Source organism: Rhizobium sp. RHZ02, from assembly GCF_014851575.1.
GTDB classification, from domain to species: domain Bacteria; phylum Pseudomonadota; class Alphaproteobacteria; order Rhizobiales; family Rhizobiaceae; genus Rhizobium; species Rhizobium altiplani.
Map to the genome: position 1 here is coordinate 204,558 of NZ_JACUZX010000004.1, position 24,459 is coordinate 229,016.

Below are 24,459 nucleotides of genomic sequence, written 5' to 3' on the forward strand. Positions count from 1 at the left end.
GACAGATGTAGGCTGCAGATGCCTTGAAAGCAACGCCAATCAATGGCGTCCGGGGCGACGAGCGGGCGAATTCCTCAGGCCGCGATGCCGCTCTTCGGCGCCTCGCCGCGCAACAGGCTGCGAAGCCGGTAGACAAGCGCGACCGGCTTCGGAAACGGCTTTCTCAGGAATGCGACCTTGCGCACATAATTGTCGACGCGCCAGCAGGCCCAGGTGCCCGCCGCGAAGAACGCAACGTCGCCAGCCTCCAGCGTCCGCTCCGTGCCATCCTCGGCAACAATATGGACGCCACCTTCAAGGATCATCACCGTTTCGTCCCAGTAGAAGTGCCAGCGGAATTCGCCGGCTGTGCAATCCCAGATCGCCGTATATGCCGCATCATCATTGCTGCGCGAATGCTCGCCGGTGCGGGCCTGCGGCTCGCCGCTGATGATCCAGTCCGGGTTGATGGGCGTCGCGTGCATGACGAAGTTATCCCCGGACTTCGCCACGAAGGTCTTTGCTGCCGGTTGCGGAAGACTCGGAAAGGGCACCACTCGTGCGGCCATCGCGACCACGCTCGCCAGCATCACATGAATACCCATGAGTAACCCCCGCTGCTATCCAGTCCTTGTCGGGATAGCAGAGAGTCGTAAAGGCACCGTACAGGCGGTCGGTACAATTTGAATGATCAGCCCAAGGCGTCAGGCGATTTCCGTTTTCACCTGGACGACCTGCGGAGACACGGTATCGCCGATGCGCTTCCCCGTTTCCTGATTGAAGAAATGCAGCTTCTCGGTAGCCACCACCAGGCGCAACTCCGACTTCAGCTCTGTCTCAGGGGACAGGACTGCCGTCAATGATTGGTCGCCCAGATTTCCATGCACGAGACGCTGGGAACCAAGCTCTTCCACATAGTCTACCGCAACGGTCATGGCATGTTCGCCCGGACCGGCAAGGCGGAGGTCCTCGGCGCGAATGCCGACGGTGACCGGCCCCGATGTAGGAGCAAGCCCCGCAAGGTCGATCATGCTTGGCCCCAATGCGAGCTTGTCGCCATGCAGTTCGCCCTTGAGCAGGTTCATGGCCGGCGAGCCGATGAAGCTCGCGACGAAGGTCGAGGCCGGGGTGTGGTAGACCTCGAGCGGCGCGCCGATCTGCTCGATCTCGCCGCCGTTCAGAACCACCAGGCGATCGGCCAGCGTCATGGCTTCCAGCTGGTCGTGGGTGACGTAGATCGAGGTGGTGCCGAGCCGGCGTTGCAGGCGCTTGATCTCGCCGCGCATCGAGACGCGCAGCTTGGCGTCGAGGTTGGACAAGGGCTCGTCGAACAGGAAGGCCGCCGGCTTACGCACGATCGCGCGGCCCATGGCAACGCGCTGACGCTGGCCGCCGGACAAGGCGCGCGGCTTGCGCTCGAGGTATGCTTCGAGCTGCAGCATGCGCGCGGCTTCCGCGACGCGGGCGTCGATCTCGGCCTTCGGCGTCTTGCGATTGCGCAGGCCGTAGGCAAGGTTTTCATAGACCGACATATGCGGATAAAGCGCGTAGTTCTGGAAGACCATGGCAATGTCGCGCTCGGCCGGATCGATCTTGTTGACGACGCGATTGCCGATCTTCACGTCACCCTTGGAGATCTCCTCCAGTCCCGCGACCATACGAAGCAGAGTGGATTTTCCGCAGCCGGAGGGGCCGACGAGGACGATGAACTCGCCGTCCTTGATGTCGATGCTCACGGATTTCACCGCATGCACGTCCCCGGTATAGATCTTGGAGACCTGATTGATTTCGATGGCGGCCATCGGCGTTTCCTTTACTTGTCGCTTTCGGTGAGGCCCTTGATGAACCAGCGCTGGAACACCACGACGATGATGACAGGCGGTAGCATCGCGAGGATCGCGATCGCAAAGGCTTCGTTGTAATCGGGGATCTGAGCGCCGACCCAGACCAGCAGGATCTGCTTGATGCCGCGTACCAGCGTGTAGAAGCTCTCGTCATTGGTCATCAGCATTGGCCAGAGATACTGGTTCCAGCCATAGACGAACATGATGATGAAGATGGCTGCCACCATCGTCTTCGAGAGCGGCACGATGACGTCGAAGAAGAACTTGATCGGGCCGGCGCCGTCGATGCGCGCCGCCTCGAGCAGCTCGTCCGGGATCGATTTGAAGAACTGCCGGAAAAAGAAGGTGCCGGTTGCCGAGGCGAGTAGCGGCACGATCAGGCCGGTATAGGTGTTGATGAGGTGCAGTTGGTGCATCACCTCGTAGGAAGGAAGGATGCGGACCTCGAGCGGCAGCAGCAAGGTCGTGAAGATCATCCAGAAAAACAGCGTTCCAAGTCGAAAGCGGAAATAGACGATCGCATAGGCGGCGAGCATCGACAGCACGATCTTTCCGACGGCAAAGCCGATACCGAGGATCAGCGAGTTCATCAGCATCCGCATGCCGGTCACCTGTCCGGTGAAACCACCTTCGCGGTTCAGGACCGCATTGTAGGTCTCGACGAAATGGTTCCCCCACCTGAGCGTCAAACCGTTGCGGTGAATTTCGGCCGCCTCGTGCGTCGAGGTGAAGAAGGCGACAACGACGGGCGCCATCATGACGAAGACGCCCAGGAGCAGGATAATGTGATCGGTTATCTTGAGACGATACATTGCGCCCCCTCAATTGTAGTGAACGCGCCGCTCAAGGAAGCGGAACTGGAAGACCGTGAGCACGAAGACGACAATCATCAGGATTACCGACTGGGCCGAGGAGCCGCCGAGGTCGTTGCCACGGAAGCCGTCCATGTAGACCTTGTAGACAAGGGTGATCGGATTGTTGGCGGCCTTGTCCTTCACGATCACGTCGACGATACCGAAGGTATCGAACAGCGAATAGGTGACGTTGATGACGAAGAGGAAGAAGGCAGTCGGCGCCAGGAGCGGCAGGATGACGGTCCAGAAGCGGCGGAAGCCCGAGCGGCAGTCGAGCGCCGCAGCCTCGCGAACGGAAACGGGAATGCCCTGAAGGCCAGAGAGAAAGAAGATGAAATTATACGGGACCTGCTTCCAAACGGAGACGACCACCATCGCAAAGGCCGTGTCGAAGTAGTTCAGGCCGATCTTCATGTCCCAGCCGAACAAGGCGGCGAAACGCACGAAGGGGCCTATGTGCTGGTCGAAGAACATCATGCCGATCAGGCCGGCGACCGGCGGGGCGATCGCATAGACCGAAATTAGCACGGTCTTGTATGCCGAGCTGCCGCGAATGACAGCGTCCGCCTTGACCGCCAGCAGGAGGCCAAGCGACAGCGAGAAAAACGTGACAAGCGCCGTGAAGATCGCCGTAAAGCCGGCAATCGAGCGGTACTCCGCGCTTTCGAGGATGCCCTTGTAATTGTCGAAGCCCACGAAGGTGGAGCCGAAGCCGAAGGGATCCTCAAGGAAGAACGAGGACTTCACCGCCTGAACGGACGGCCAATAGAAGAAAATGAAAATCACCGCCATCTGCGGCAGCAGGAAGAGATAAGGCAGCGTTGGCGACGAAAACTGCACGCGCTTCATGGCGAGACCTTTTTGCAAAGCGGTTCCGGAGACGGCCAACGCCCCCGGAACCGTTGTCTTTCAGCAATGGGCTAGATCAGCCGGCAGTCTTGGCAAAACGCTCGAGGAGCTGGTTGCCTTCCTTCTCGATGGTGTCGAAAGCGTCCTTGACGGAGGTTTCGCCCGAGAAGATGCGGCCGTATTCGCGTTCCATTATTTCGCGGATCTGCGGGTAGAAGCCGAGGCGGTAGCCCTTCGACCATTCGCCATCATCCAGCTTCAGCTGCTTGATACCGACTTCGGCAACCGGCTCCTTGTCGTAGTAGCCTTCCTTCTTGGCGAGCTCGTAGGCTGCCTCGGTGATGGCGACGTAACCGGTTGCCTGGTGGTAGAACTTCTGGATCTCAGGCGAGGTCAGGAACTGGAAGAAGTCGGCAACGCACTTGTTCTCCTCAGCCGACTTGCCGGACATTGCGAAGAGCGCCGCGCCGCCGATGAAGCTGTGGGTGCCGGCGCCCTTGATCGCACCCCAATACGGCAGGAAGGTTGCCGAGAAGGGCATCGTTGCCGTCTTCTTCAGGCCGCCGAAGGAGCCCGAGGAACCAATCCAGAGAGCGACCTTGCCTTCTTCGAAGGGCTTCTGGTTGTCGTTCCAGCCGGCGCCGTAGTACTTGAAGTAGCCTTCGTCGGACCAGGCCTTCAGCTTGTCGAACATCATGATGAGGTTCGGATCGGTGACCTTGAGCTTGGTGTCGACAACGCTGTCGTAGCCGTTGTTGTTGGTGGCGAACTGGATGTTGTTGCGCGAGAAGAAGTTCTCGGTGAATTCCCAGGTCAACTGCGACTGGACGAGCGGGATATAGCCGGCCTCCTTGAGCTTCGGAGCAATTGCTTCGAACTCTTCCCAGGTCTTCGGAGCTTCGACGCCAGCCTTCTTCAGCGCTTCCGGATTGATGTACATAATCGGTGCGGAAGAGTTGAAGGGCATGCCGACGAACTTGCCGTCAGCGGCGGCGTAGAAATAGCGAACGCCGGGAATGAAGGCATTGCGGTCGAACTTGTAGCCGGCGTCCTTGATCAGGTCTTCGGCCGGAACGACAGCTCCCTTGGCGTTGATGATGGTTGCTGCACCTGCGTCGAAGACCTGCAGAATGTTCGGCTGTTCGCCCGAACGGAAGGCCGCGATGCCGGCGGCAAGTGCTTCTTCATATGTGCCCTTGCTGACCGGGGTCAGGGCGCAGGCGGACTGCGCAGCGTTGAACTTCTGTGCAACCTCATTGATGACTTCGCCGTTGCGGCCGCCCATGCCGTGCCACCAGGTGATGTTGGTCGCAGCAAAGGACGACGACGCCGAAAAGCTGACCGCCATGGCGGCCATAGAAATTTTCTTGAACATGGCTAATCCCTCTCCACCAATTGTTGGGGTGAGGAGTGCAATAGAGGCCTTCCATGACGCCTCCTTGATGGTTTCATGACAGGACTGTTACAGCCGGATTCTTTTGCACGCGATTGCAATGACGTCAGAAGGCATTCGGAAAGTTCGCGGCAGGCGGCCGGGCAGGATGGCCACGATGTCGTAACGCCGCGAAAGCAAAGCATAATCGCGTTGTCGCTGTAGCCACAGATCGCTGGCCGCTCTGATGCGGTTTTGCGCTGTAGGAGACACGGCGTCGATCGCGCTCATCTCCTCGCGCCGCGCCTTCACTTCAACAAAAATCGCCAGGTTGCGCTTACGTGCAATGATGTCTATTTCCCGGAGCTTGGTGCGATAGCGCAGCGCGACGATGCGATAGCCCTTCAGCATACGATAAAGAGCAGCGAGATACTCGGAGACCTGGCCCCGGCCGAGCGCCCTGCGGCGGTCGGCAGCAGCAGCCCTATCGCCCATCGCCGCCCTTCATGTCGAGAAGCCGCTGGTAGAGTTCCTTCTTGGAGACGCCAGTCAGCTTCGATGCCTCGGCTGCCGCTTTGGAGGTCGGCAGGGTTCTTGCCAGATAGGCCAAGATCGCATCGACATCGGCAGCTTCGACCACCCGTTCGGGAGGAGGACCTATGACCAGCACGATCTCGCCTTTGACGTTGTCGACATCGGCGTAGTGGGCAGCCAGCGTCCCTAGGGTACCACGGCGAAACTCTTCGAAGGCCTTGGTCAGTTCGCGACAGACGCAAGCCGACCGGTCTGCACCGAGCACATCGGCGGCGGCGGCAAGGGTCGCAGCAATGCGATGCGGCGATTCAAAGAACATCAGCGTCGCGGGGGCTGCCTCTAACTCCGCCAGCCGATCGCGACGGGCCTTGTCCTTGGTCGGCAGAAAACCGGCGAACAAGAATGCATCATTCGGCAGGCCGGAACCCACGAGAGCCGCAAGCGGTGCCGAGGCACCGGGGATTGGCACGACGCGATAGCCGGCCTCGATGGCGCTCTGTGCGAGGCGATAGCCGGGATCGGAGACCAGGGGCGTTCCGGCGTCCGAGACGAGAGCGACTGACTTGCCGGCCTCCAGCGCCTGCAGGAGCCGCGGACCAGCCTCGTCGGCATTGTGTTCGTGATAGGCATAGGGGCGGTTCTGAATGCCAAAACGGTCGAGCAAGACGCGGGTGACGCGCGTGTCTTCGCAGGCCAGCACATCGGCGCCGGCAAGCGTTTCCAACGCACGCAGCGTGATGTCGCCGAGATTGCCGATCGGCGTCGCAACGAGGTAAAGCGCCGGCTCCAACGGTCGTGCCGGAACGGACATATTGTGCAGGCGGAAGCTGCGTTGCCTGCCGCCATCGGCCATCACATCGTCATTGCTCAAGGTATCGATACTCTCCTCTGGTTTCCGCTTTTATGGGCGAGACCCCGCCGTTCGGCAAGGCCGCAGCAATTTCTGTGTGCATTGCACCGGAAAACGGCAAATGCACTGGCGCGGCCATTCGCGCCTCTTGCAATCGGTCTCAAAATCCTGCCATTTTGCCTATCCACTCTATGGTCCCTTTTGGGCAAAGGCATTCCTTGCGGCGCGCAACATGCGCGCTCAAGCAGTAACGGTCGAAAGCGGTAGCATCCCATGCGTATTACAATTGAGCGGTCCAACCTTTTGAAGTCGCTGAACCACGTGCATCGCGTGGTCGAACGCCGGAACACGATCCCGATTCTGTCCAACATCCTGCTGCGCGCCGACGGCCAGAATCTGGACATGAAGGCGACCGACCTCGATCTCGAAGTGACCGAAGCGACGCCTGCGAATGTCGAACAGGCCGGCGCCACTACGGTCCCCGCCCATCTTCTTTACGACATTGTGCGCAAGCTGCCTGATGGCTCCGAAGTTCTGCTGGCGACCAGCACCGACGGCGGCTCGATGACCGTCCAGTCCGGTCGTTCCAAGTTCTCGTTGCAGTGCCTGCCGGAGTCGGACTTCCCTGACCTCACCGCCGGCACCTTCAGCCATACCTTCAAACTGAAGGCGACCGATCTCAAGATGCTGATCGATCGCACCCAGTTCGCGATCTCGACCGAGGAAACCCGCTACTATCTGAACGGTATCTTCTTCCACACCATCGAGAGCAAAGGCGACCTGAAGCTGCGTGCCGTCGCAACCGATGGCCACCGCCTCGCCCGCGCCGACGTGGATGCACCATCCGGCTCGGAGGGCATGCCCGGCATCATCATCCCGCGCAAGACCGTCGGCGAACTGCAGAAGCTCGTCGATGTGCCTGATGCGATGGTGACCGTGGAAGTCTCGGACGCCAAGATCCGCCTCAGCATCGGCTCGATCGTCATGACCTCGAAGCTCATCGACGGCACGTTCCCGGACTACCAGCGCGTCATCCCGACCAACAACGACAAGGAAATGCGCGTCGATTGCACGACGTTCGCTCAGGCCGTCGACCGCGTGTCGACGATCTCCTCTGAGCGCGGTCGCGCCGTCAAGCTCGCCCTCTCCGACGGCCAATTGCTGCTCACCGTCAACAATCCGGATTCCGGCAGCGCAACCGAAGAAGTCGCGGTCGGCTACGACACCGACTCGATGGAAATCGGCTTCAACGCCAAATACCTGCTTGATATCACCGCGCAGCTTTCCGGCGATGAAGCGATCTTCCTGCTCGCCGACGCCGGCTCGCCGACGCTCATTCGCGACACGGCTGGCGACGATGCCCTTTATGTGCTGATGCCGATGCGCGTCTAGCCGCGCGTCGCATCTACGGTGCAAACTTTGCCAATTGCGACGTCAGGCCTTGTTTTTCGGCGGAACTGACTGCAATTAGAGAGCGGGCTGTTTTGTTGCATATCTAGGAGGACGGGCATGGCGTTGCGCCTAAAGGAACGGCTGGGCAAAAAATTCGATGAAGAAATCCGCTTCTTCAAAGGAATGATGCAGGGGCCGAAGACTGTCGGTTCGATTGTTCCCACCTCCTCCATAACGGCCCGCAAGATGGCAAGCGTCATCAACCCGCATTCGGGACTGCCGGTCCTTGAGCTCGGCCCGGGTACCGGCGCAATCACCAAGGCCATTCTTGGTCGCGGCGTGAAACCCGAGAAGCTGGTCGCCGTCGAATATTCGACGGATTTCTACGAGCACCTGGTCCGGCTCTATCCGGGCGTGAACTTCATCAACGGCGATGCGTTCAATCTCGACAAGACGCTCGGATCGATGAAGGATCAGACGTTCGATTCCGTTGTATCCGCCGTCCCGCTTTTGAATTTCCCGATGCAGGCGCGCATCGCGCTGCTCGAAAGCCTGCTCGACCGCTTGCCGGCAGGCCGCCCCGTTGTCCAGATCTCCTACGGCCCGGTGTCGCCGATCATCGCGCGGCCGGATCGCTACCATATCCAGCACTTCGACTTTATCGTCCGCAACATTCCGCCGGCACAGCTCTGGATCTACCGACGCGGCTGACCCGGTGTTCGGCCTCTACGTCACCCATCCGCAGGTGAGGATCGACGCAGCGGTTCCCGTGCCGAAATGGGGGCTGTCGGAGATCGGCGCCGCACGCGCCCACAAGGCCGCCGAACGCCGCTGGGCAAAGCAGCTGCGCCGCATCGTTTCCAGCGACGAGACAAAGGCGATCGAGACTGGCGAGATCCTTGCAGCCGCAGCGGAGGTGACCGTCGAGATTGTCCACGACATGCATGAGAACGACCGCTCGGCGACCGGTTTCATGCCGCCCCCCGAGTTCGAGAAGGCCGCAGATTGGTTCTTTGCACATCCCGAGGCGAGCTTCAAAGGCTGGGAGCGCGCGATCGACGCCCAGCGGCGTATCGTTTCCGCCGTCACAGATATCCTCGCGTCGCACAATCCCGCCCTTCCCATCGCATTCGTCGGCCATGGAGGCGTGGGCACGCTGCTCAAGTGCCACCTTGAGGGCCGCCCGATCCGGCGTGATGGCGATCAACCGGGAGGCGGTGGCAATCTCTACTGTTTCAGCCTTGCGGATCGACGCCCGTCGTGCGACTGGACGCCTATCGAAGAATGGCAGGGATGGATGTGAGATGGACGTACGCGAACGCCTGATCGTCGGGCTGGATGTTCCAACACTTGGCGAGGCCGAAAGGATCGTCCATACGCTCGGCGACGACGTCGTCTTCTATAAGATCGGATATCAGCTGGCTTTTGCCGGCGGCCTGGAATTTGCGCGCGATCTTGCCAAGAGCGGCAAGAAGATCTTCCTCGACATGAAGCTGCTCGACATCGACAACACGGTTGCATCGGGTGTCGAGAACATCGTCAAGATGGGCATGTCGATGCTGACGCTGCATGCCTATCCGAAGGCGATGAAGGCCGCCGTCGAGGCCGCCAAGGGCTCCGACCTCTGCCTGCTCGGCGTGACCGTACTGACGTCGATGGACGAGCAGGACCTGGTCGCGGCCGGCTACGAATACGATCCGCATACGCTGGTTTTGCGCCGCGCCGAACAGGCCCACCTCGCCGGTATGGGCGGCATCGTGTGCTCCGCAGAGGAATCGGCGGCCGTGCGCAAGATCATCGGCCCCGATATGGCGCTGGTCACGCCGGGCATTCGCCCTGCCGGCGCCGACAAGGGCGACCAGAAGCGCGTGATGACGCCGGCTGACGCACTGAAGGCCGGCTCCAGCCATCTGGTCGTTGCCCGCCCGATCGTGAAGGCAGCCGATCCCCGCGAAGCGGCTCGTGCAATCCTCGCCGAAATGTCGGCGGCCCTTTAATAGTCTGACAAACAGGGAGGACCTGAAATGGCAAAGGCATATTGGATCGCACGCGTCGATGTTCGTGATGTCGAGCGCTACAAGGACTACGTCGCAGCAGGAAAGCTAGCCTTCGATAAGTATGGCGCCAACTTCCTCGCCCGGGGCGGCGCGATCACCGAGCTCGAGGGCAAGTCCCGCGCACGCAATGTTGTGATCGAGTTTCCCTCGATGCAGCACGCTGTCGATTGCTATAATTCGCCGGAATACCAGATCGCTGCGAAAATCCGCCAGGAAATCGCCGACGCCGAAATGGTCGTCGTCGAAGGCATCTAAGACGAGTTCTCAGCCGTGAGATCTGCGGCGCGATGACCCTTTTCGTCGGGTCGCGATTGGTCTAAGACGAAACCAGATCGACCACACAACCGAGCCTTTCGAGGAGCCTGTCATGACCCTTGCCAACCTGCCGCCACTCGTTACCGTGTTCGGAGGGTCCGGCTTCATCGGCAGGCACGTCGTCCGTGAACTCGCAAAGCGCGGCTATCGCATCCGCGTCGCCGTTCGCCGCCCGGATCTCGCCGGCTTCCTGCAGCCGCTCGGCAATGTCGGCCAGATCTCCTTCGTTCAGGCAAACCTTCGCTACCGCAACTCCATCGACCGTGCCGTCGACGGAGCCGACTTTGTCGTGAACTGCGTCGGCATTCTGCACGAAGCCGGCCGCAACTCCTTCGAGGCGGTTCAGGAGTTTGGCGCACGTGCTGTCGCTGAAGCCGCTCGCGGCGTCGGCGCCAAGCTGATCCACATCTCAGCAATCGGCGCAAACGCGCACTCCGATTCAGCCTACGCCCGCACCAAGGGCCGCGCAGAGGCAGCGATCCACGCGATCAAGCCGGATGCCATCATCTACCGCCCGTCCGTCGTCTTCGGTCCCGAGGACAGCTTCTTCAACAAGTTCGCCGACATGGCGCGCATCGCGCCGGCGCTGCCGCTGGTCGGCGGCGGCAAGACGAAGTTCCAGCCGGTCTATGTCGTCGACGTGGCCGAGGCCGTGGCAAAGGCAATCGAGGGCAAGGTGACCGCAGGCCAGGTTTACGAGCTTGGTGGCCCCGAGGTGCTGACCTTCCGCGAATGTCTCGAGGTCATGCTCAAGACAACCTGGCGCAAGAATCGTCTGGTTTCGCTTCCCTTTGGCATTGCCTCGCTCATCGGCAGCATCGCCTCGCTTATTCCGTTCGTCACACCGCCGATCACCGCCGACCAGGTGCGTCTGCTGAAGAAGGACAATGTCGTTTCGAAGGAAGCAGAAACCGAAGGCCGGACACTGAAGGGTATCGGCGTCACACCGACGCTGGTGAACTCGGTCATCGGCTCTTACCTCGTGCAGTACCGCCCGCACGGGCAGTACACCGGATCGGGCAAGGCGGCCTGAGAGCTGCGACCTTCCCAAAGCAACACGCCGCTCGCGACCTTCACGGGCGGCGTTTCTCGTGGAAGGTTTTTTCAGAATCGCAGAAGTTGTGAACGCTTTTTTCCCTGTAGCAGACCGGCACTCGTTGCATAAAAGTCGCACGTAAAAATTAGCGGAATTAACACCAAATTTAGCAGGAACATTTATTGCTATTTGTCATTCCACTGACTACACACCCCGCGCGTTTCCCAATGGACTCAGCGCCTTGACGGCGCACTAACGACTTTTGAAAGGCTTTCTTCGATGGGTAGGTCAATCGCGCTCCTGTTTGCGTGTGCGGCGCTGGTTATTCTGGCAGGCTCCTTCATTGCGCCCGGATCGGTTGCAGCGGTGAAGGGTGAGTGCTCGCCGGCCTACGGTGTCGATCCCTGCGAGACCGGCTCGATCAGCCGATAATAAAAAACCGGCGCTCTTCACGCCGGTTTTTTTCTTGCCTTGCTTTCGGTAGTGGAACTGATCCGCATCCGCGCCACAAGGACTCGGATGCGTCGATCAAGTGCGTCTCAGGCGATCATGCCTAATGCCGCCATGCCGAGCAGGATAGCGCCGAGAATGATGCGGTAGATTGCAAACACCGTAAACCGGTTGCTCCTGATGTAGGACAGCAGCCATTTCACGGCGATAAACGCAACAATCGTCGAGACGATGAAAGCGATGCCGAGGCTCGTCCAATCCTCGTTTGCAGCCCCGCCATCCTTGAACGTCTTCAGCAGTTCGTAGCCGCTTGCGGCATACATGGTCGGGATGCCAACCAGGAAGGCGAATTCGGTCGCGGCGGCGCGATTGCCGGTGCCGGCCAGCATGGCAACGAAAATCGTGGCGCCGGAGCGCGACGTTCCCGGGAAGACGCCGGCCACCACCTGGGCAATACCGACCAAGATGGCGACGAGCCAGGTAATCTCCTTGTGAGGCGGTCGACGAGCGGCGGCCCATTCGGCAAAGATCATCCAGATACCGCCGATGATCAGCGCCCAGGCAATCGGCGTCGCATTCTCCGGCAGTTGGAAGCCGAGCTTCTTGACGACCAGTCCGAGGATCGCCGTGATGAGAAACGCGACGATCAGCTTGGCCGCGTAAGTGCGATTGCGCGGATCACGCCAGCCCAGGACGAGATCCAGGAGGCGACGCCAGTAAATAATGGTGACGGCGAGAATCGCGCCCGCCTGAATGACGATGTTGAACATGTCCGACCGGTGGCCGAGCCATTGCTCAGCGATGATAAGGTGGCCGGTGCTCGAAATCGGCAGAAACTCGGTAATTCCCTCTATTATGCCTAGAATTATAGAGTTCACATAATCCATACATTCTCTCCGTGGAGTTTGGTCGGGCTTTGATTGGGGTTATGGCGTCCGGAAATGACGAAGGCAGGGCGGGAAAACAAAAATCCGTTTTTCGAGCACGCCCACCTCCTTTGTCAGGGAGTTGGCTACCCGACTCGCTTGTATTGAAAGGGCCAAGCTCCTATAGCTTCAACGAATAAGTCATGACTAGGGCGCGATGATCATCGCGCTCCCGCAACATGCCACACACCTCAAAAAATCCGAGAATCAATGCCCACGCTCTATCATCATCCCATGTCATCCGCATCACGCTTCGTTCGGCTGATCCTGACGGAGTACGGCTATCAGGCGGACCTGATCGAGGAGCAGACCTGGGAAAAGCGCCGGGATTTCCTCGCGCTCAACCCGGCCGGAACCTTGCCGGTTTATGTCGATGACAGCATGCGGGCGTTGTGCGGCGCGGCTGTGATCTCCGAGTATCTCGACGAGACGCACGGCGTGCTCAAGCGTGATCGCCGGCTCCTGGCGGAAGATCCATTCCAGCGCGCCGAGATTCGCCGGCTGACGGAATGGTTCATGCAGAAGATGGAAACAGACGTGACCAAGCCGCTCGCCCGCGAGCGGGTCTACAAGCTGCAGATGACGGCGGACCAGGGCGGCGGCGCGCCTGATTCCAAGATCCTCCGCACGGCGCGGGCGAATATCCGCCAGCACATGAAATATCTGGGCTGGCTTGCCGGCTCCCGACAGTGGCTGGCCGGCGACCGCATGAGCTATGCAGATCTCGCTGCTGCCTCGGCCGTTTCCATTCTCGACTATCTCGGTGAAATCGACTGGTCGGAAGCTCCTCTCGTCAAGGAGTGGTATCAGCGCCTGAAGTCGCGTCCATCCTTCCGGCCGTTGCTCACCGAGCGCGTGCGGGGCCTGACCCCGGTTTCGCACTACGCCGACCTGGATTTCTGACGAGGGCCTTCAATGGCCATGGAAAACAAGGACCAGAAACGCCGCGATACCCTCACCGCCTTCGTTCGGTCGGAGGCGAAGGCCTTGGGTTTCGACCTCTGTCGCATCACGCGACCCGACGCCATACCGGAAGCCAAGGAGCGGCTCGGCGAATTCATTGACGCCGGGCGGCATGGAACGATGGAGTGGATGGCGGAGACCCGCGACAGGCGCGGCGATCCACGCACGCTCTGGAGCGACGTCCGGTCGATCGTCGTCTTCGGCCTCAATTACGGACCGGATGAAGATCCGCGCGAGATTCTGACAAAACCCGGCAAGGCTGCAATCTCGGTCTACGCGCGCAATCGCGACTATCACGACATCATCAAGGGGCGATTGAAGGAGATCGCAACACGCTTTGCGGCGCGCGCCGGGGCGGATGTGAAGGTCTTTGTCGACACGGCTCCGGTGATGGAAAAACCGCTCGCGGCAGCGGCCGGCCTCGGCTGGCAGGGCAAGCATACGAACCTCGTCAGCCGCGAGCACGGATCATGGCTTTTCCTCGGCTCGATGTTCACGACCGCGGATCTGAACATCGACGCGCCGGAGATTGACCACTGTGGCTCCTGCCGCGCCTGTCTCGATATCTGCCCGACGAAGGCCTTTCCCGGTCCCTACCAGATCGACGCACGGCGCTGCGTCTCCTACCTGACCATCGAGCACAAGGGGCCGATCGACCCGGCGTTGCGGTCCCTGATCGGCAACCGGATCTATGGCTGCGACGACTGTCTCGCCGCCTGCCCATGGAACAAATTTGCCCATGAGGCCTCCGAGATGAAGCTGCAGGCCCGGGAGGACTTGAAGGAGCCATCGATCGAGTATCTGCTCGGCCTCGATGATGCCGCCTTTCGCACATTCTTCAGCGGCTCGCCCGTCAAGCGTATCGGCCGCGATCGGTTCATCCGCAATGTGCTCATTGCCGCCGGCAATTCGAACGATCGCCGATTTGTCGAGCAGTGTCGGAAACTGTCAGAGGATCCCTCCCCGGTCGTACGCGGCATGGCAATTTGGGCCATGTCGCGCCTTCTCGAGGCTGGCGAATTTTCTGCCTTTGCGGCACAAAGGCCAGATGAGTCGGATAGCGATGTCCTGAGTGAATGGCGCCTGGCGGGAGCAGTTTGATGCAAGTGATGATTTTCGGCTGCGGCTATTCGGGCACGGCGATCGCCAAGGCTTTCATGGCGGACGGCGCGCGTGTCTCCGGTACGACGCGCTCGGAAGACAAGGCAGCTGCCCTGCGTGGCCAGGGCATCGACGCTTTCGTGTTTGACGGCGACGTGCTGGACGAGAAATTGAGCGAGGCGATGCGGGGCGCGACCCATCTCGTCCAATCCATTGCGCCGCGCGATAATGGTGATGCGCTGATCAGGCTCGCTGGCGACCGTCTGAAGGAGATGATGCCCAAGCTCCAGTGGATCGGCTATCTCTCGACGGTCGGCGTCTATGGCGATCACAAGGGAAATTGGGTCACCGAGGAAATGCCCTGCACGCCGGTTTCCGGCCGCTCGAAGGAGCGGCTGGAAGCAGAAGACGGCTGGATGGCCATCGGCGCCGCCATCAATGTTCCGGCGGCGGTTCTCCGCCTCTCCGGTATCTACGGGCCAGGCCGCAATGCCCTTTGCAATCTGGAACGCGGTACCGCACGGCGATTGATCAAGAAGGATCAGGTTTTCAACCGGATCCGGGTTGAGGATATCGGCGCGGCGACGCGGTTCCTCGCCGACCGTGGGCTCGGCGGCATATATAATGTGACCGACGATCTGCCCGGCCCGCCTCAGGACGTCATCGTCGAAGCAGCCCGGCTGCTGGGCGTCGAGCCGCCGCCGGAGCAGCCATTCGAAACTGCCGAGCTCACCCCGATGGCGCGGTCCTTCTACGGCGAGAACAAGCGGGTCTCGAACGCCAAGCTGAAGGCGGCGGGCTTTATCTTCGCCTTCCCGACCTATCCCGCCTCGCTCGCGCAGCTGATGCAGAGCAACAGCTGGCGAGGATAGCGACGCCTCAAATCGAGACGCCGAGCGCCGGCTCGGCCTTTACCCGTGCGAGCGGCGGGAATGCGAGGGCTATTGCGGCTGCGCCGAGCCCGACCAGAGCGGATCCGATGAAGAGCCACGAGTAGTTGTCAAAGGTGTCGAAGATCCATCCGCCGATAAGAGGACCGAAGGCCATCCCGAGGCTGGAGAGCATCGTCGCCGCGCCGAACACCGTACCGATGATGCGTGGCCCGAAATATTCTCGCGCCAGAACAGCATAGAGCGGCATCACGCCGCCATAGGCGCTGCCGAAGATAATGGCGAGGGCGTAGAATTCGCCGAGCCTGCTGACGAAGAGGTAGGTCGCAAGCGCAATCGCCTGGACGAGCAAACCGGCGACGAGCACCGGCTTCACCCCGACCCTGTCGGCCAGCCCGCCATAGAGAAGCCGGCCGCCGAGCCCCGCAAGTCCCTCGACGCTATAGATGCTGACGGCGGCCATTGGCGCTATGCCGCAGATCGTCGCGTAACTGACCATGTGAAAGATCGGACCGGAATGCGCAGCGCAGCAGGCGAAGAACGTCAGCCCCAACACAATGAATTGTGGCGATCGGAACACCCGCGAGAGCGAAGGCTGTTCCCCGCTTGTTGCAGTGGCGGTCGCGCCGTCCCCTGCCTCTGCCGGCGGGCGCCGAACCAGCAAGGCTGCCGGAAGCAGCAGGACCCAGGCAGTGATGCCGATCAGCAGCATCGCGGTTCGCCAATCATAGGCAGAAATGAGCCAGCGTGCGAAAGGTGAGATCGTCATGGGCGCGACACCCATGCCGGCAGAGACAAGGGAGACGGCGAGGCTGCGGTTCTCCTCGAACCACCCGGTCGTCGTCGCGATCATTGGCGCGAAGAAGGTGCTGGCGGCAAGCCCGACCAAAATCCCGTAGGTCAGCTGAAACTGCAGAAGCGATTCCGCGCGGCTTGCCAACACAAGGGCCAGGCCAAGGCCGGCAGCACCGATCAGAACGACAACCCGCGCGCCGAAGCGATCGCTCGCAGTGCCCCACAGGAAACCGCCAATCCCCATGACAATGAAATTAAGTGTCATCGCGCTCGCAATGCCAGCGTGCGACCAGCCGGTCTCGGTCGCGATTGGCTCCTGGAAGATTGCCAGGGAAAACATCGCGCCGAGTGCAACGCAGGTCATCAACGCCCCGGCAGAAACAATGATCCAACGATAAGGTATGCTCATGATTTCGCAGCCTCCCTGCCCAATTTGAACGAGGCGCGCACTGCTTGCGCGCTTGCAAGCTAAAGACGTTTGAATGTCACCGTTTTGGACACACCCGGGGCGTTTTTATGCTATGCCGCAGCGACTTCCGTCGACTTGCATATCACGACTTGCCTGCGGGGCGAGAGCGGGCGGCAGACTTTTCGTCTTGCGATTGTATTTGTCGATCACAAATAGCGCGGTTTCAGGGTAGGAAATTTCTACTTCCTGCATTCGGCGCATATAATATAGCGCCTGATTGTGGTTAACGGCCTCTGAATTTGCGCAAATGAGGCACTAATTATGGCAATCGCGCAAAATTATTTTCGTTAATTTTGTGATCTTTGGTTGCGTGGATCAGGCCTTGCAAAAAACGTTCTAATTTTACTTGATTTCATTATCTTTTTTCCCAATCATTCGATTTTCTGTGGCGCACATGCCGCGCATCTAGCCATCACGTATATTACACTTTGTAATATTCCGTGATAATTGGGGGCACTTTTTCGCCACACTTGGCCGGATTCAACCCTCCCACCGCCCACAAGGCGCGAGTTCAACAATTGAGGGGACAATCCGTTTTGAAGAAAATCTGCCGTTCTGTCATCGCCGCAGCAACAATTGCAGCTTGCTCTACTATCCTTCCCGTTGAAGGATTTGCTGCAAATGGTTGCGGTGGCGCTTCATGGTACGCACTTCGCTCCAAAACCGCCTCCGGGGAACGTATGAACCCGACCATCAATACTGCAGCACATCGTTCGCTGGCATTTGGCACGAAGCTGAAAGTTACCAACAGCAAAAACGGACGCAGCGTCGTCGTCCGCGTCAATGATCGTGGCCCATTCATTCGCGGCCGCGTGCTCGATCTCTCCCGCGCTGCCGCCCAGAACATTGGCATGGTCAGCAGTGGCACGGCAAAGGTCTGCTACGAAGTCATAGGCTAAGCGTTCGCCCGTACACGAACGGGTCGCTTGCTCTTGCCGCCAATCGCGTCTACGACGCGGTCTAGACTTGTGTACTATCCGCTGCGTCTGTCGCGCTTCCTGCGGATTGTTCACAAGCCCGGTATTTTGATCCAGGCGATAGGAGCTGTTTGAATGCGGTTGGGCGGTCGGCTCGAAGGGGCGATTTCGGTTCTTGCAGATATCGATGCCCGCAGACGGCCTGTCGCCGATGCATTGAAGGACTGGGGTCTTGCCCATCGGTTTGCCGGATCGGGCGATCGCGCCGCAATCGGCAATATCGTCTACGATGCCCTTCGCATGCGCCTCTCCCACGCCTGGCTGATGGACGATGACAGCGCATCCGCTATCGCCCACGCCGTGATGTTCCGGCAATGGGGTTTCACGCCAGAAAGCCTCGCCGCGGAACTCGCAGACGACAAGTTCGCACCAAGCCCGCTTTCGGAAGCTCAGCTTTCCGCTTTCAACAGCCGCCAGCTGGCCGACGCGCCCGCTCACATCCAGGGCGATATTCCCGAATGGGTCCAGCCCTCGTTTGAAAGCGCCTTCAACGATCACTGGATCGTCGAGGCGCAGGCCCTCGCCGAGCGTCCGACCCTCGATCTGCGCGCCAACATCCTGAAGGCGACCCGCGACAAGACAGTCAAGGCGCTCGAAAGAGCCGGCGCACAAGAGGCGGCGATCGCGCGTTACGGCATCCGGATTCCCGCCGGCGAAGGCGCCTCAAGGCTGCCAAACGTGACCGCCGAGCTTTCGTTCCAGAAAGGCTGGTTCGAAGTGCAGGACGAGGGGTCGCAGATCGTTGCCGATCTCGTGCTCCCAAAAGACGGCGAACAGGTTCTCGACTACTGTGCCGGTGGTGGCGGCAAGACGCTCGCCATGTCGGCGGCGATGCACAACAAGGGCCAGGTTCACGCCTATGATGCCGACCGCAAGCGGCTCGCGCCGATCATCGAACGGCTGAAGCGTGCCGGAACGCGCAATGTCCAGGTGCACGATGACGCCAAGGCTCTGAAGAGCCTGAGCGATCGCTGCGACAAGGTGCTCGTCGATGCGCCATGCACGGGAACCGGGACCTGGCGGCGGCGGCCCGACACCAAGTGGCGCCTGACCGCGAAGAACCTCGACGAGCGCACGACCCAGCAGCAGGACGCGCTCAAGCAGGCGAGCGCCTTTGTCCGTCCGGGCGGAGAACTGATCTACGTGACCTGCTCGGTGCTGCCGCAGGAAAACGAGGAGCAGGTCCGGCGTTTCACCGCAGAAAACGGCGACTACGAGATTGTCAGCGCCCTGCCTGCGTGGGATGGACTGTTCGGAAAGGACAGCCCACGTCCTCGTTCGTCCGACGGCAAGACCATCACGCTGACACCCGCCTCCACCGATACGGACGGTTTCTTCTTCTGCCGCATGCAGAGGAAAGGCTGAGCCCTCGCTCAGCCGGCAGACTTCTGACAAAGCCGTCAACTCAATTGATTTTCTGAGGGCGAGATACCCATCGCCGTCATACCGGCCTCGAGCCGGTATCCAGCGCGATCAAGTCCTTGATCGCGAAAAACTCTTCAGCCCCGCAGACGCGCGGCGGGCTGGATTCCGGCTCAAGGCCGGAATGACGGAGAAGCAGGGGGTGTCAAAACAACAAGAGGTTCGTCAGACCGCGCGAATACACTTAAAATCATTCCAAACTAGAGTGTTTGACACCAGTTTGCTTTTGGGCGAAGAGATTTTTCGTCGGACCTCAGACGGAAAGTCCGCACAGGAGAGGATCATGAAACTCAACAAGAATTTCCGCGCAGCCGTGGCGCTGGCGCTGGCCCCAGCCGCTCTGCTGGCCATTCCCGCTTACGCGGCCCCGGATGCTGCTGCAGTTGTAAAACACTACGCCGACGTTGCGCATGCCAAATACGAAGACTCGCTGACGACGGCCAAGGCCCTCGACGCGGCAATCGACGCCCTGCTCAAGGACCCGACCGACAAGACATTGAAGGCTGCCCGCGCCGCGTGGATCAAGGCACGCATCCCTTACCAGCAGACGGAAGTCTATCGCTTCGGCAACCCGATCGTTGACGACTGGGAAGGCAAGGTCAACGCCTGGCCCCTCGACGAAGGCCTGATCGATTACGTCGATGCGTCCTACGGCACCGAGAGCGACGAGAACGCGCTCTACGTCGCCAATGTCATCGCCAACAAGACGATCAAGATCGACGGCAAGGATGTCGACGCGTCCAAGCTGACTCCTGAATTCCTGTCCGGCACGCTGGCCGAAGCCGGCGGCGTCGAAGCCAACGTCGCAACGGGCTATCATGCCATCGAATTCCTGCTCTGGGGCCAGGACCTGAACGGCACCGGTCCCGGAGCTGGCAACCGCCCTGCCACGGACTACGACCTGAAGAATTGCACGCACGGCAATTGCGATCGCCGTGCCGAATATCTGAAGTCCGCCTCGACGCTGCTGGTCTCCGACCTTCAGGAAATGACCAACATATGGGCTCCGGAGGGCGAAGCCACCAAGCATGTCGAAGCCGATCCGAAAGCCGGTCTCGTTGCCATTCTGACCGGAATGGGCTCCCTCTCCTACGGTGAACTGGCCGGCGAGCGCATGAAGCTCGGCCTGCTGCTGCACGATCCGGAAGAAGAGCATGATTGCTTCTCGGACAACACCTTCAATTCGCACCTCAACGACGCGATCGGCATCGCCGCTGCCTACACGGGCGACTACACCCGCGTCGACGGCACGAAGATGAAGGGACCGTCGCTGCACGATCTCGTCGCAGACAAGGACGAGAAGCTCGACAAGGAAATGCGGGCCAAACTCGACGCGACGCTCAAGGCAATGAATGTCATGGCGAAGCGCGGTCTGAACGTCGAGAAGTACGACCAGATGATCGGCGAAGGCAACAAGAAGGGCAACGCCGTCGTTCAGGCCGCCATCGACGGTCTCGTCGACCAGACCAAGACGGTGCAGCGCGTTATTGCCGCACTCGATCTCGGCACGGTGAAGCTTGAAGGTTCCGACAGCTTGGATAATCCTGGCGCGGTCTTCCAATAAGTGAAAAGGCGGGCCGCTTCGTTCGACGCAGCGGCCCGAAACTCTCGAATGCCTCCCAGACCGGCTCGTCGTCTTCTCAGTTGCGCAGCATTTTGCGCCGCGATTGCCGGATTCTCCGTTGCGCTGGCATCCGGGTTCGATCTTCCGACGAAACGACGCGACCTTTCCGACGCGGATATGAAGCGCGTCGCCGATGTCACGCGGCCGACCACGGATTTTTCCAAGGCCGAGCAATACGAAGCGATGCAGGCCGGCGGCGCCACCTCCATCGATCCGGTCACGCAGGATTCCTTTTCGCATATCTCGGCGACAATCCCCTTTGAAGAAGAACAGCCGTTCCGGCTCGGAAATGCCCTTTTCAAGAAGCTCTGGGTCTCCGCCCCTTCCTCGACGCAGGCCTCAGATGGTCTGGGGCCACTCTTCAATGCCCGCTCCTGCATGAGTTGCCACTTGAACGACGGCCGCGGCAAGCCGCCGGAAGGTGGCGTCAGTGCCACCTCGATGTTCCTGCGCCTGTCGCGCCCGGCGACAACGCCTGATGAGCAGCGGGCGATTGCCAGCGCCGAAGTCGTCAATTTCCCGGACCCAATCTACGGCCACCAGTTGCAGGATCTTGCGGTTCCAGGGCTTCCCTCAGAGGGCAAGATGGCTATCCGCTACACCGAGGAGCCCGTGACGCTCGGCGACGGCGAGACCATCTCGCTCCGCCGTCCGACATACGAAGTGACCGACCTCGGCTATGGGCCACTCGACCCAACAACGACGATCTCGCCGCGCGTTGCGCCGGCGATGATCGGGCTCGGGCTGATCGAGGCCATCCCTGAAGCGGACATCCTTGCCCACGCCGATCCGGACGATGCGGACGGCGACGGCATCCACGGCAAGGCGGCCATCGTACGCGACCATCGCACCGGCAAAGTTGCGCTCGGGCGCTTCGGTTGGAAGGCACAGAATGCGAGCGTGCGCGACCAGAGCGCGGATGCCTTCTCCAATGACATTGGCATTTCGACGCCGGACCGAGCCGACCCGCATGGCGATTGCGCAGAAGCCGAAGCCAAGTGCGGGAAGATGCCGACCGGCGTGCAGAAGCGCCTTGGCAAGGAGGAGGCCCCCGGCCCGATCCTCGACCTCGTCACCTTCTATTCGGCCAACCTTGCCGTTCCTGCCCGCCGCAAGGCGAGCTTCCCCGCGACCCTTCAGGGCAAGAAAATCTTCTACCAAAGCGGCTGCATTTCCTGCCACATGCCGAAGTTCGTCACGCGGCGCGACAGCGCCGACAAGGCTCAAGCCTTCCAGCTGATCTGGCCCTATTCCGACTTCCTGCTGCACGACATGGGCGAGGGTCTCGCGGACGGACAACAAGTCGGGAGCGCGAACGGACGTGAATGGCGCACGCCGCCGCTATGGGGTATAGGTCTGACCCAGACTGTCAGCGGGCACAGCTTTTTCCTCCACGACGGCCGCGCCAGAAATCTCACCGAAGCGATTCTCTGGCATGGCGGCGAGGCTGAAAAGGCGCGTGACGCGTTCGCATCCCTGCCCGGGGATGACCGGCAGGCACTGATTACATTCCTGGAGTCCCTTTGATGCGCCTTTGGCAACCTCTTGTCCTCTCCCTTGTCCTTGCTACGTCTGCCTTCGCCCAGACTCCTCCCGCACCGCAAGCCGGTCTGAACGAGGAGGCGGTCTCCGGAGTCATGCAGCGGGCGGTCGATGAGGTGATCCGCCCAGGCTATCGCAATGCCCAGCAATCGGCAGCACGCCTGACAACGGCGATGAAGGACCTCTGCGAGGACGCGACGCAGCAGAAGCTGGACAAGGCGCGGTCAGCACTCGACGACATGATCCGCTATTGGTCGGTCATTGAAATCGTTCAGACTGGACCAGTGATCCAGGACAATCTCTTCGAGCACATCCTGTTCTACCCCGATCGCAAGGGCGTCGCCCTGAAGCAGGTTCAGGCTCTGATCGCCAAAGCCGATCCCAAGGATACGACTGTCGATGCAATCGCCGGCAAGAGCGTCGCGCTGCAGGGGCTGACTGCGCTCGAATACGTGCTCCACGGCACCGGTTCGGAAGACCTGACGACGCAGAAGAACAGCTTCCGATGCCTCTATGGCGCTGCGATTGCCGGTAACATCCAGCGTGAGGCGGGCGAGGTCGTCGCGGCTTGGGAAAAGCCCGACGGCGTGCAGGGAAGCTGGAAGCATCCCGGCCCGCAAAGCGAAGACTTCATGGACAACAAGGAGGCCATAACCGCTTTGCTCGGCATCCTCGTTCATGGCGCGGAGACCGTTCGCGATCAACGGCTCGAGCAGTTCTACAAGGGCAAGGACGCCACGCCTCGTCCACGCATGGCGATCTACTGGCGCTCCGGGAACACCTGGAAGTCGATGACGGCCAACGTCGAGGGACTTCGCACACTCTGGCAAAAAGCCGGCATGGCCGAGCTCTTGCCAGCCGACAAGAAGCCGATCGCCGACACGATCGATGCCAATTTGAAGTCGCTGCTTGAGGCGTTGCAGAAGCTCAACCCCGATATCGAAGTTGCAACAAGCGACGCCGAGAGGGCAAAGCTCGATGCTCTTCTGGTCAGCACGCGCGAGCTGATCACCAAGATCAGCGATGACTATGGCGCGGCAATAGGCCTTTCAGCGGGCTTCTCCTTCTCGGACGGCGACTGAATCCATGTGGAATAGCTCCGCGATCGATCGGCGCAGTTTCGTCAAGGCGGCCGGGCTGACTTTCCTGGCTGCCCTACAGCCGCGAGCGCTCATGGCACTTGAGCGCGCGGATGCGATCTATGCGTCAGGGATGCGGACCGCGAACGGATCCTACGCCGTTGCGACGGTCACGGAGCGCGGCGAGATCGTCGATCAAATCGCCCTTCCGGCACGCGCCCATGGCATGGCCTTCAGCAACGCGACGGGAAAAACCGTCGCGTTTGCGCGCCGCCCCGGCACCTATGCGATGATCTTCGATCCCCGCGGCAAAAACGAGCCGATCACCATTGCAGCCGCCGAGGGGCGCCACTTCTATGGCCATGGCGCCTTCTCGCCGGACGGCCGGATTCTCTATGCCAGCGAGAACGCCTTCGACGCCAACCGCGGCATGATCGGCCTCTACGATGCGACCGGGCGTTTTGAGCGCATAGGAGAGTTCGAGACCTACGGTGTCGGTCCGCATGACATGACCGTGGCCGACGACGGGCGCATGCTGATCGTTGCCAATGGCGGCATTGAAACGCATCCGGATTTCGGCCGCGCCAAGCTCAACCTCTCCAATATGCAGCCTTCGCTGACGCTGATCGATGCGGCAACCGGAGCCCTGATCGAAAAGCACTCCCTCCCATCGCAGTGGGCGCAGCTCTCCACCCGACACGTCGATGTCGACGCGAGGGGCCGCATCTGGTTTGCCTGCCAGTATGAAGGGCACCGCAACGACCTGCCGCCGCTCGTCGGCTCCTTTGCCAAAGGCGAAGACCTGCGCTTCGTCGATCTGCCGGAGGAGACGACGCGCCGGCTTGCCAACTATGTCGGCGCGATCGCAATCAATCGCGGTGAAGGGCTCGTCGGCGTCACGTCTCCCAAGGGCGGCGCGTCCGTGACAATCGATGCGAAGAGCGGACGCGTGCTTCGTGAAGAGATTGTGCCGGATGCGGCAGGGATTGCCGCAGCCAAGGCCGGCTTTGCCGTGTCATCCTATGAAGGCGGATTTTTGTCGACGCAGAGCGACGTTACCTGGGACCAGCACATCGTGCGCATTGCGGCCGTCTGAATTGTGCGCAAAAGATCGCTAGCGATCTGGCTGGAGAGTCCAG

Annotated in this window: 25 protein-coding genes; 16 read left to right on the forward strand and 9 right to left on the reverse strand. The window is 60.6% G+C overall.

Going from position 1 to position 24,459, the window contains the following annotated elements; all coding sequences use genetic code 11:
• Nucleotides 1-74 precede the first annotated feature (74 nt).
• From IB244_RS08695 to rsmI, 7 genes are all read right to left on the reverse strand, one after another.
• Complete coding sequence (locus tag IB244_RS08695; RefSeq protein WP_018116824.1) at nucleotides 75-584, reverse strand: cupin domain-containing protein; 510 nt, start codon at nucleotides 582-584, stop codon at nucleotides 75-77.
• A gap of 99 nt (nucleotides 585-683) precedes the next feature.
• Entirely contained in the window at nucleotides 684-1,781 is a 1,098-nt protein-coding gene (locus IB244_RS08700) for an ABC transporter ATP-binding protein (protein ID WP_112641913.1), read from the reverse strand.
• A gap of 11 nt (nucleotides 1,782-1,792) precedes the next feature.
• On the reverse strand, nucleotides 1,793-2,635 hold the full coding sequence (gene ugpE, locus IB244_RS08705; RefSeq protein ID WP_018116826.1) for a sn-glycerol-3-phosphate ABC transporter permease UgpE: 843 nt from the start codon (nucleotides 2,633-2,635) through the stop codon (nucleotides 1,793-1,795).
• Between the two features lie 9 nt (nucleotides 2,636-2,644).
• Nucleotides 2,645-3,526 carry an ABC transporter permease subunit gene (locus tag IB244_RS08710; RefSeq protein ID WP_169679302.1) on the reverse strand — a complete coding sequence of 294 codons (882 nt, stop codon included), beginning with the start codon at nucleotides 3,524-3,526 and terminating at the stop codon, nucleotides 2,645-2,647.
• A gap of 76 nt (nucleotides 3,527-3,602) precedes the next feature.
• On the reverse strand, nucleotides 3,603-4,901 hold the full coding sequence (locus IB244_RS08715; RefSeq protein ID WP_113470533.1) for an extracellular solute-binding protein: 1,299 nt from the start codon (nucleotides 4,899-4,901) through the stop codon (nucleotides 3,603-3,605).
• 87 nt (nucleotides 4,902-4,988) lie between these two features.
• Nucleotides 4,989-5,393, reverse strand: coding sequence for a YraN family protein (locus IB244_RS08720; protein WP_169679305.1), 405 nt, complete (start codon nucleotides 5,391-5,393; stop codon nucleotides 4,989-4,991).
• Nucleotides 5,383-6,285 (reverse strand): 16S rRNA (cytidine(1402)-2'-O)-methyltransferase, encoded by a 903-nt coding sequence (rsmI, locus tag IB244_RS08725; protein ID WP_018116830.1) that lies wholly within the window; start codon nucleotides 6,283-6,285, stop codon nucleotides 5,383-5,385. The genes IB244_RS08720 and rsmI overlap by 11 nt, the downstream gene beginning before the upstream one ends.
• 270 nt (nucleotides 6,286-6,555) lie before the next feature.
• On the opposite strand from rsmI, the gene dnaN reads away from it, so the two are divergent.
• From dnaN to IB244_RS08760, 7 genes are all read left to right on the forward strand, one after another.
• The gene (gene dnaN, locus IB244_RS08730) at nucleotides 6,556-7,674 is read left to right on the forward strand and encodes a DNA polymerase III subunit beta (RefSeq protein WP_169679308.1); all 1,119 of its coding nucleotides are present in this window, start codon (nucleotides 6,556-6,558) and stop codon (nucleotides 7,672-7,674) included.
• Nucleotides 7,675-7,791: 117 nt separating this feature from the next.
• On the forward strand, nucleotides 7,792-8,385 hold the full coding sequence (gene pmtA, locus IB244_RS08735) for a phospholipid N-methyltransferase PmtA (protein ID WP_018116832.1): 594 nt from the start codon (nucleotides 7,792-7,794) through the stop codon (nucleotides 8,383-8,385).
• A 4-nt stretch (nucleotides 8,386-8,389) separates the two neighbouring features.
• Nucleotides 8,390-8,977, forward strand: a complete 588-nt coding sequence (locus IB244_RS08740) for a histidine phosphatase family protein (protein WP_192303936.1) — start codon at nucleotides 8,390-8,392, stop codon at nucleotides 8,975-8,977.
• Between the two features lies 1 nt (nucleotide 8,978).
• Complete coding sequence (pyrF, locus tag IB244_RS08745; protein WP_062371405.1) at nucleotides 8,979-9,671, forward strand: orotidine-5'-phosphate decarboxylase; 693 nt, start codon at nucleotides 8,979-8,981, stop codon at nucleotides 9,669-9,671.
• A gap of 27 nt (nucleotides 9,672-9,698) precedes the next feature.
• The gene (locus tag IB244_RS08750; RefSeq protein WP_018855186.1) at nucleotides 9,699-9,986 is read left to right on the forward strand and encodes a DUF1330 domain-containing protein; all 288 of its coding nucleotides are present in this window, start codon (nucleotides 9,699-9,701) and stop codon (nucleotides 9,984-9,986) included.
• Between the two features lie 112 nt (nucleotides 9,987-10,098).
• The gene (locus IB244_RS08755; protein WP_169679311.1) at nucleotides 10,099-11,079 is read left to right on the forward strand and encodes a complex I NDUFA9 subunit family protein; all 981 of its coding nucleotides are present in this window, start codon (nucleotides 10,099-10,101) and stop codon (nucleotides 11,077-11,079) included.
• A gap of 282 nt (nucleotides 11,080-11,361) precedes the next feature.
• Nucleotides 11,362-11,514, forward strand: a complete 153-nt coding sequence (locus IB244_RS08760) for a hypothetical protein (RefSeq protein ID WP_007799501.1) — start codon at nucleotides 11,362-11,364, stop codon at nucleotides 11,512-11,514.
• Nucleotides 11,515-11,621: 107 nt separating this feature from the next.
• Here IB244_RS08760 and IB244_RS08765 read toward each other — a convergent pair whose 3' ends face one another.
• Complete coding sequence (locus IB244_RS08765) at nucleotides 11,622-12,419, reverse strand: undecaprenyl-diphosphate phosphatase (RefSeq protein ID WP_018116837.1); 798 nt, start codon at nucleotides 12,417-12,419, stop codon at nucleotides 11,622-11,624.
• A 249-nt stretch (nucleotides 12,420-12,668) separates the two neighbouring features.
• Here IB244_RS08765 and IB244_RS08770 point away from each other — a divergent pair, with 249 nt between their 5' ends.
• The 3 genes from IB244_RS08770 to IB244_RS08780 are packed head-to-tail and all read left to right on the forward strand — an operon-like array spanning nucleotide 12,669 to nucleotide 15,394.
• On the forward strand, nucleotides 12,669-13,361 hold the full coding sequence (locus IB244_RS08770; RefSeq protein ID WP_018116838.1) for a glutathione S-transferase family protein: 693 nt from the start codon (nucleotides 12,669-12,671) through the stop codon (nucleotides 13,359-13,361).
• Between the two features lie 12 nt (nucleotides 13,362-13,373).
• Entirely contained in the window at nucleotides 13,374-14,522 is a 1,149-nt protein-coding gene (queG, locus tag IB244_RS08775; RefSeq protein WP_169679314.1) for a tRNA epoxyqueuosine(34) reductase QueG, read from the forward strand.
• Complete coding sequence (locus tag IB244_RS08780) at nucleotides 14,522-15,394, forward strand: SDR family oxidoreductase (protein ID WP_018116840.1); 873 nt, start codon at nucleotides 14,522-14,524, stop codon at nucleotides 15,392-15,394. The genes queG and IB244_RS08780 overlap by 1 nt, the downstream gene beginning before the upstream one ends.
• A gap of 7 nt (nucleotides 15,395-15,401) precedes the next feature.
• Here IB244_RS08780 and IB244_RS08785 read toward each other — a convergent pair whose 3' ends face one another.
• Entirely contained in the window at nucleotides 15,402-16,616 is a 1,215-nt protein-coding gene (locus IB244_RS08785) for an MFS transporter (protein ID WP_062371411.1), read from the reverse strand.
• A 596-nt stretch (nucleotides 16,617-17,212) separates the two neighbouring features.
• Here IB244_RS08785 and IB244_RS08790 point away from each other — a divergent pair.
• The 6 genes from IB244_RS08790 to IB244_RS08815 all read left to right on the forward strand — a co-directional run bounded on the left by IB244_RS08790 (nucleotide 17,213) and on the right by IB244_RS08815 (nucleotide 24,416).
• Nucleotides 17,213-17,575 (forward strand): septal ring lytic transglycosylase RlpA family protein, encoded by a 363-nt coding sequence (locus tag IB244_RS08790; protein ID WP_018116842.1) that lies wholly within the window; start codon nucleotides 17,213-17,215, stop codon nucleotides 17,573-17,575.
• A 153-nt stretch (nucleotides 17,576-17,728) separates the two neighbouring features.
• A complete protein-coding gene (locus tag IB244_RS08795) occupies nucleotides 17,729-19,018 on the forward strand; it encodes an RsmB/NOP family class I SAM-dependent RNA methyltransferase (protein ID WP_192303938.1) in 1,290 nt (429 codons plus the stop codon).
• 340 nt (nucleotides 19,019-19,358) lie between these two features.
• The gene (locus tag IB244_RS08800) at nucleotides 19,359-20,639 is read left to right on the forward strand and encodes an imelysin family protein (protein WP_192303940.1); all 1,281 of its coding nucleotides are present in this window, start codon (nucleotides 19,359-19,361) and stop codon (nucleotides 20,637-20,639) included.
• Between the two features lie 48 nt (nucleotides 20,640-20,687).
• Complete coding sequence (locus IB244_RS08805) at nucleotides 20,688-22,226, forward strand: di-heme oxidoredictase family protein (RefSeq protein WP_192303942.1); 1,539 nt, start codon at nucleotides 20,688-20,690, stop codon at nucleotides 22,224-22,226.
• On the forward strand, nucleotides 22,226-23,323 hold the full coding sequence (locus IB244_RS08810; RefSeq protein ID WP_018855194.1) for an imelysin family protein: 1,098 nt from the start codon (nucleotides 22,226-22,228) through the stop codon (nucleotides 23,321-23,323). Before IB244_RS08805 ends, IB244_RS08810 begins: the two co-directional genes overlap by 1 nt.
• 4 nt (nucleotides 23,324-23,327) lie before the next feature.
• Nucleotides 23,328-24,416: a DUF1513 domain-containing protein gene (locus IB244_RS08815; protein ID WP_192303944.1), complete on the forward strand. Its 1,089-nt coding sequence runs from the start codon at nucleotides 23,328-23,330 to the stop codon at nucleotides 24,414-24,416.
• The last annotated feature ends 43 nt before the right edge of the window (nucleotides 24,417-24,459 follow it).

What these genes read in the sequence shown, in the direction of transcription:
- IB244_RS08715 (WP_113470533.1), bottom strand. Translation starts at nt 4,901, where the DNA reads ATGTTCAAGAAAATTTCTATGGCCGCCATGGCGGTCAGCTTTTCGGCG.
- IB244_RS08810 (WP_018855194.1), top strand. Translation starts at nt 22,226, where the DNA reads ATGCGCCTTTGGCAACCTCTTGTCCTCTCCCTTGTCCTTGCTACGTCT.
- IB244_RS08765 (WP_018116837.1), bottom strand. Translation starts at nt 12,419, where the DNA reads ATGGATTATGTGAACTCTATAATTCTAGGCATAATAGAGGGAATTACC.
- IB244_RS08805 (WP_192303942.1), top strand. Translation starts at nt 20,688, where the DNA reads ATGCCTCCCAGACCGGCTCGTCGTCTTCTCAGTTGCGCAGCATTTTGC.
- IB244_RS08795 (WP_192303938.1), top strand. Translation starts at nt 17,729, where the DNA reads ATGCGGTTGGGCGGTCGGCTCGAAGGGGCGATTTCGGTTCTTGCAGAT.
- dnaN (WP_169679308.1), top strand. Translation starts at nt 6,556, where the DNA reads ATGCGTATTACAATTGAGCGGTCCAACCTTTTGAAGTCGCTGAACCAC.
- IB244_RS08815 (WP_192303944.1), top strand. Translation starts at nt 23,328, where the DNA reads ATGTGGAATAGCTCCGCGATCGATCGGCGCAGTTTCGTCAAGGCGGCC.
- IB244_RS08750 (WP_018855186.1), top strand. Translation starts at nt 9,699, where the DNA reads ATGGCAAAGGCATATTGGATCGCACGCGTCGATGTTCGTGATGTCGAG.
- IB244_RS08800 (WP_192303940.1), top strand. Translation starts at nt 19,359, where the DNA reads ATGAAACTCAACAAGAATTTCCGCGCAGCCGTGGCGCTGGCGCTGGCC.
- pyrF (WP_062371405.1), top strand. Translation starts at nt 8,979, where the DNA reads ATGGACGTACGCGAACGCCTGATCGTCGGGCTGGATGTTCCAACACTT.
- rsmI (WP_018116830.1), bottom strand. Translation starts at nt 6,285, where the DNA reads ATGGCCGATGGCGGCAGGCAACGCAGCTTCCGCCTGCACAATATGTCC.
- IB244_RS08695 (WP_018116824.1), bottom strand. Translation starts at nt 584, where the DNA reads ATGGGTATTCATGTGATGCTGGCGAGCGTGGTCGCGATGGCCGCACGA.
- IB244_RS08755 (WP_169679311.1), top strand. Translation starts at nt 10,099, where the DNA reads ATGACCCTTGCCAACCTGCCGCCACTCGTTACCGTGTTCGGAGGGTCC.
- IB244_RS08760 (WP_007799501.1), top strand. Translation starts at nt 11,362, where the DNA reads ATGGGTAGGTCAATCGCGCTCCTGTTTGCGTGTGCGGCGCTGGTTATT.
- IB244_RS08700 (WP_112641913.1), bottom strand. Translation starts at nt 1,781, where the DNA reads ATGGCCGCCATCGAAATCAATCAGGTCTCCAAGATCTATACCGGGGAC.
- IB244_RS08710 (WP_169679302.1), bottom strand. Translation starts at nt 3,526, where the DNA reads ATGAAGCGCGTGCAGTTTTCGTCGCCAACGCTGCCTTATCTCTTCCTG.
- queG (WP_169679314.1), top strand. Translation starts at nt 13,374, where the DNA reads ATGGCCATGGAAAACAAGGACCAGAAACGCCGCGATACCCTCACCGCC.
- ugpE (WP_018116826.1), bottom strand. Translation starts at nt 2,635, where the DNA reads ATGTATCGTCTCAAGATAACCGATCACATTATCCTGCTCCTGGGCGTC.
- IB244_RS08785 (WP_062371411.1), bottom strand. Translation starts at nt 16,616, where the DNA reads ATGAGCATACCTTATCGTTGGATCATTGTTTCTGCCGGGGCGTTGATG.
- IB244_RS08780 (WP_018116840.1), top strand. Translation starts at nt 14,522, where the DNA reads ATGCAAGTGATGATTTTCGGCTGCGGCTATTCGGGCACGGCGATCGCC.
- IB244_RS08770 (WP_018116838.1), top strand. Translation starts at nt 12,669, where the DNA reads ATGCCCACGCTCTATCATCATCCCATGTCATCCGCATCACGCTTCGTT.
- pmtA (WP_018116832.1), top strand. Translation starts at nt 7,792, where the DNA reads ATGGCGTTGCGCCTAAAGGAACGGCTGGGCAAAAAATTCGATGAAGAA.
- IB244_RS08720 (WP_169679305.1), bottom strand. Translation starts at nt 5,393, where the DNA reads ATGGGCGATAGGGCTGCTGCTGCCGACCGCCGCAGGGCGCTCGGCCGG.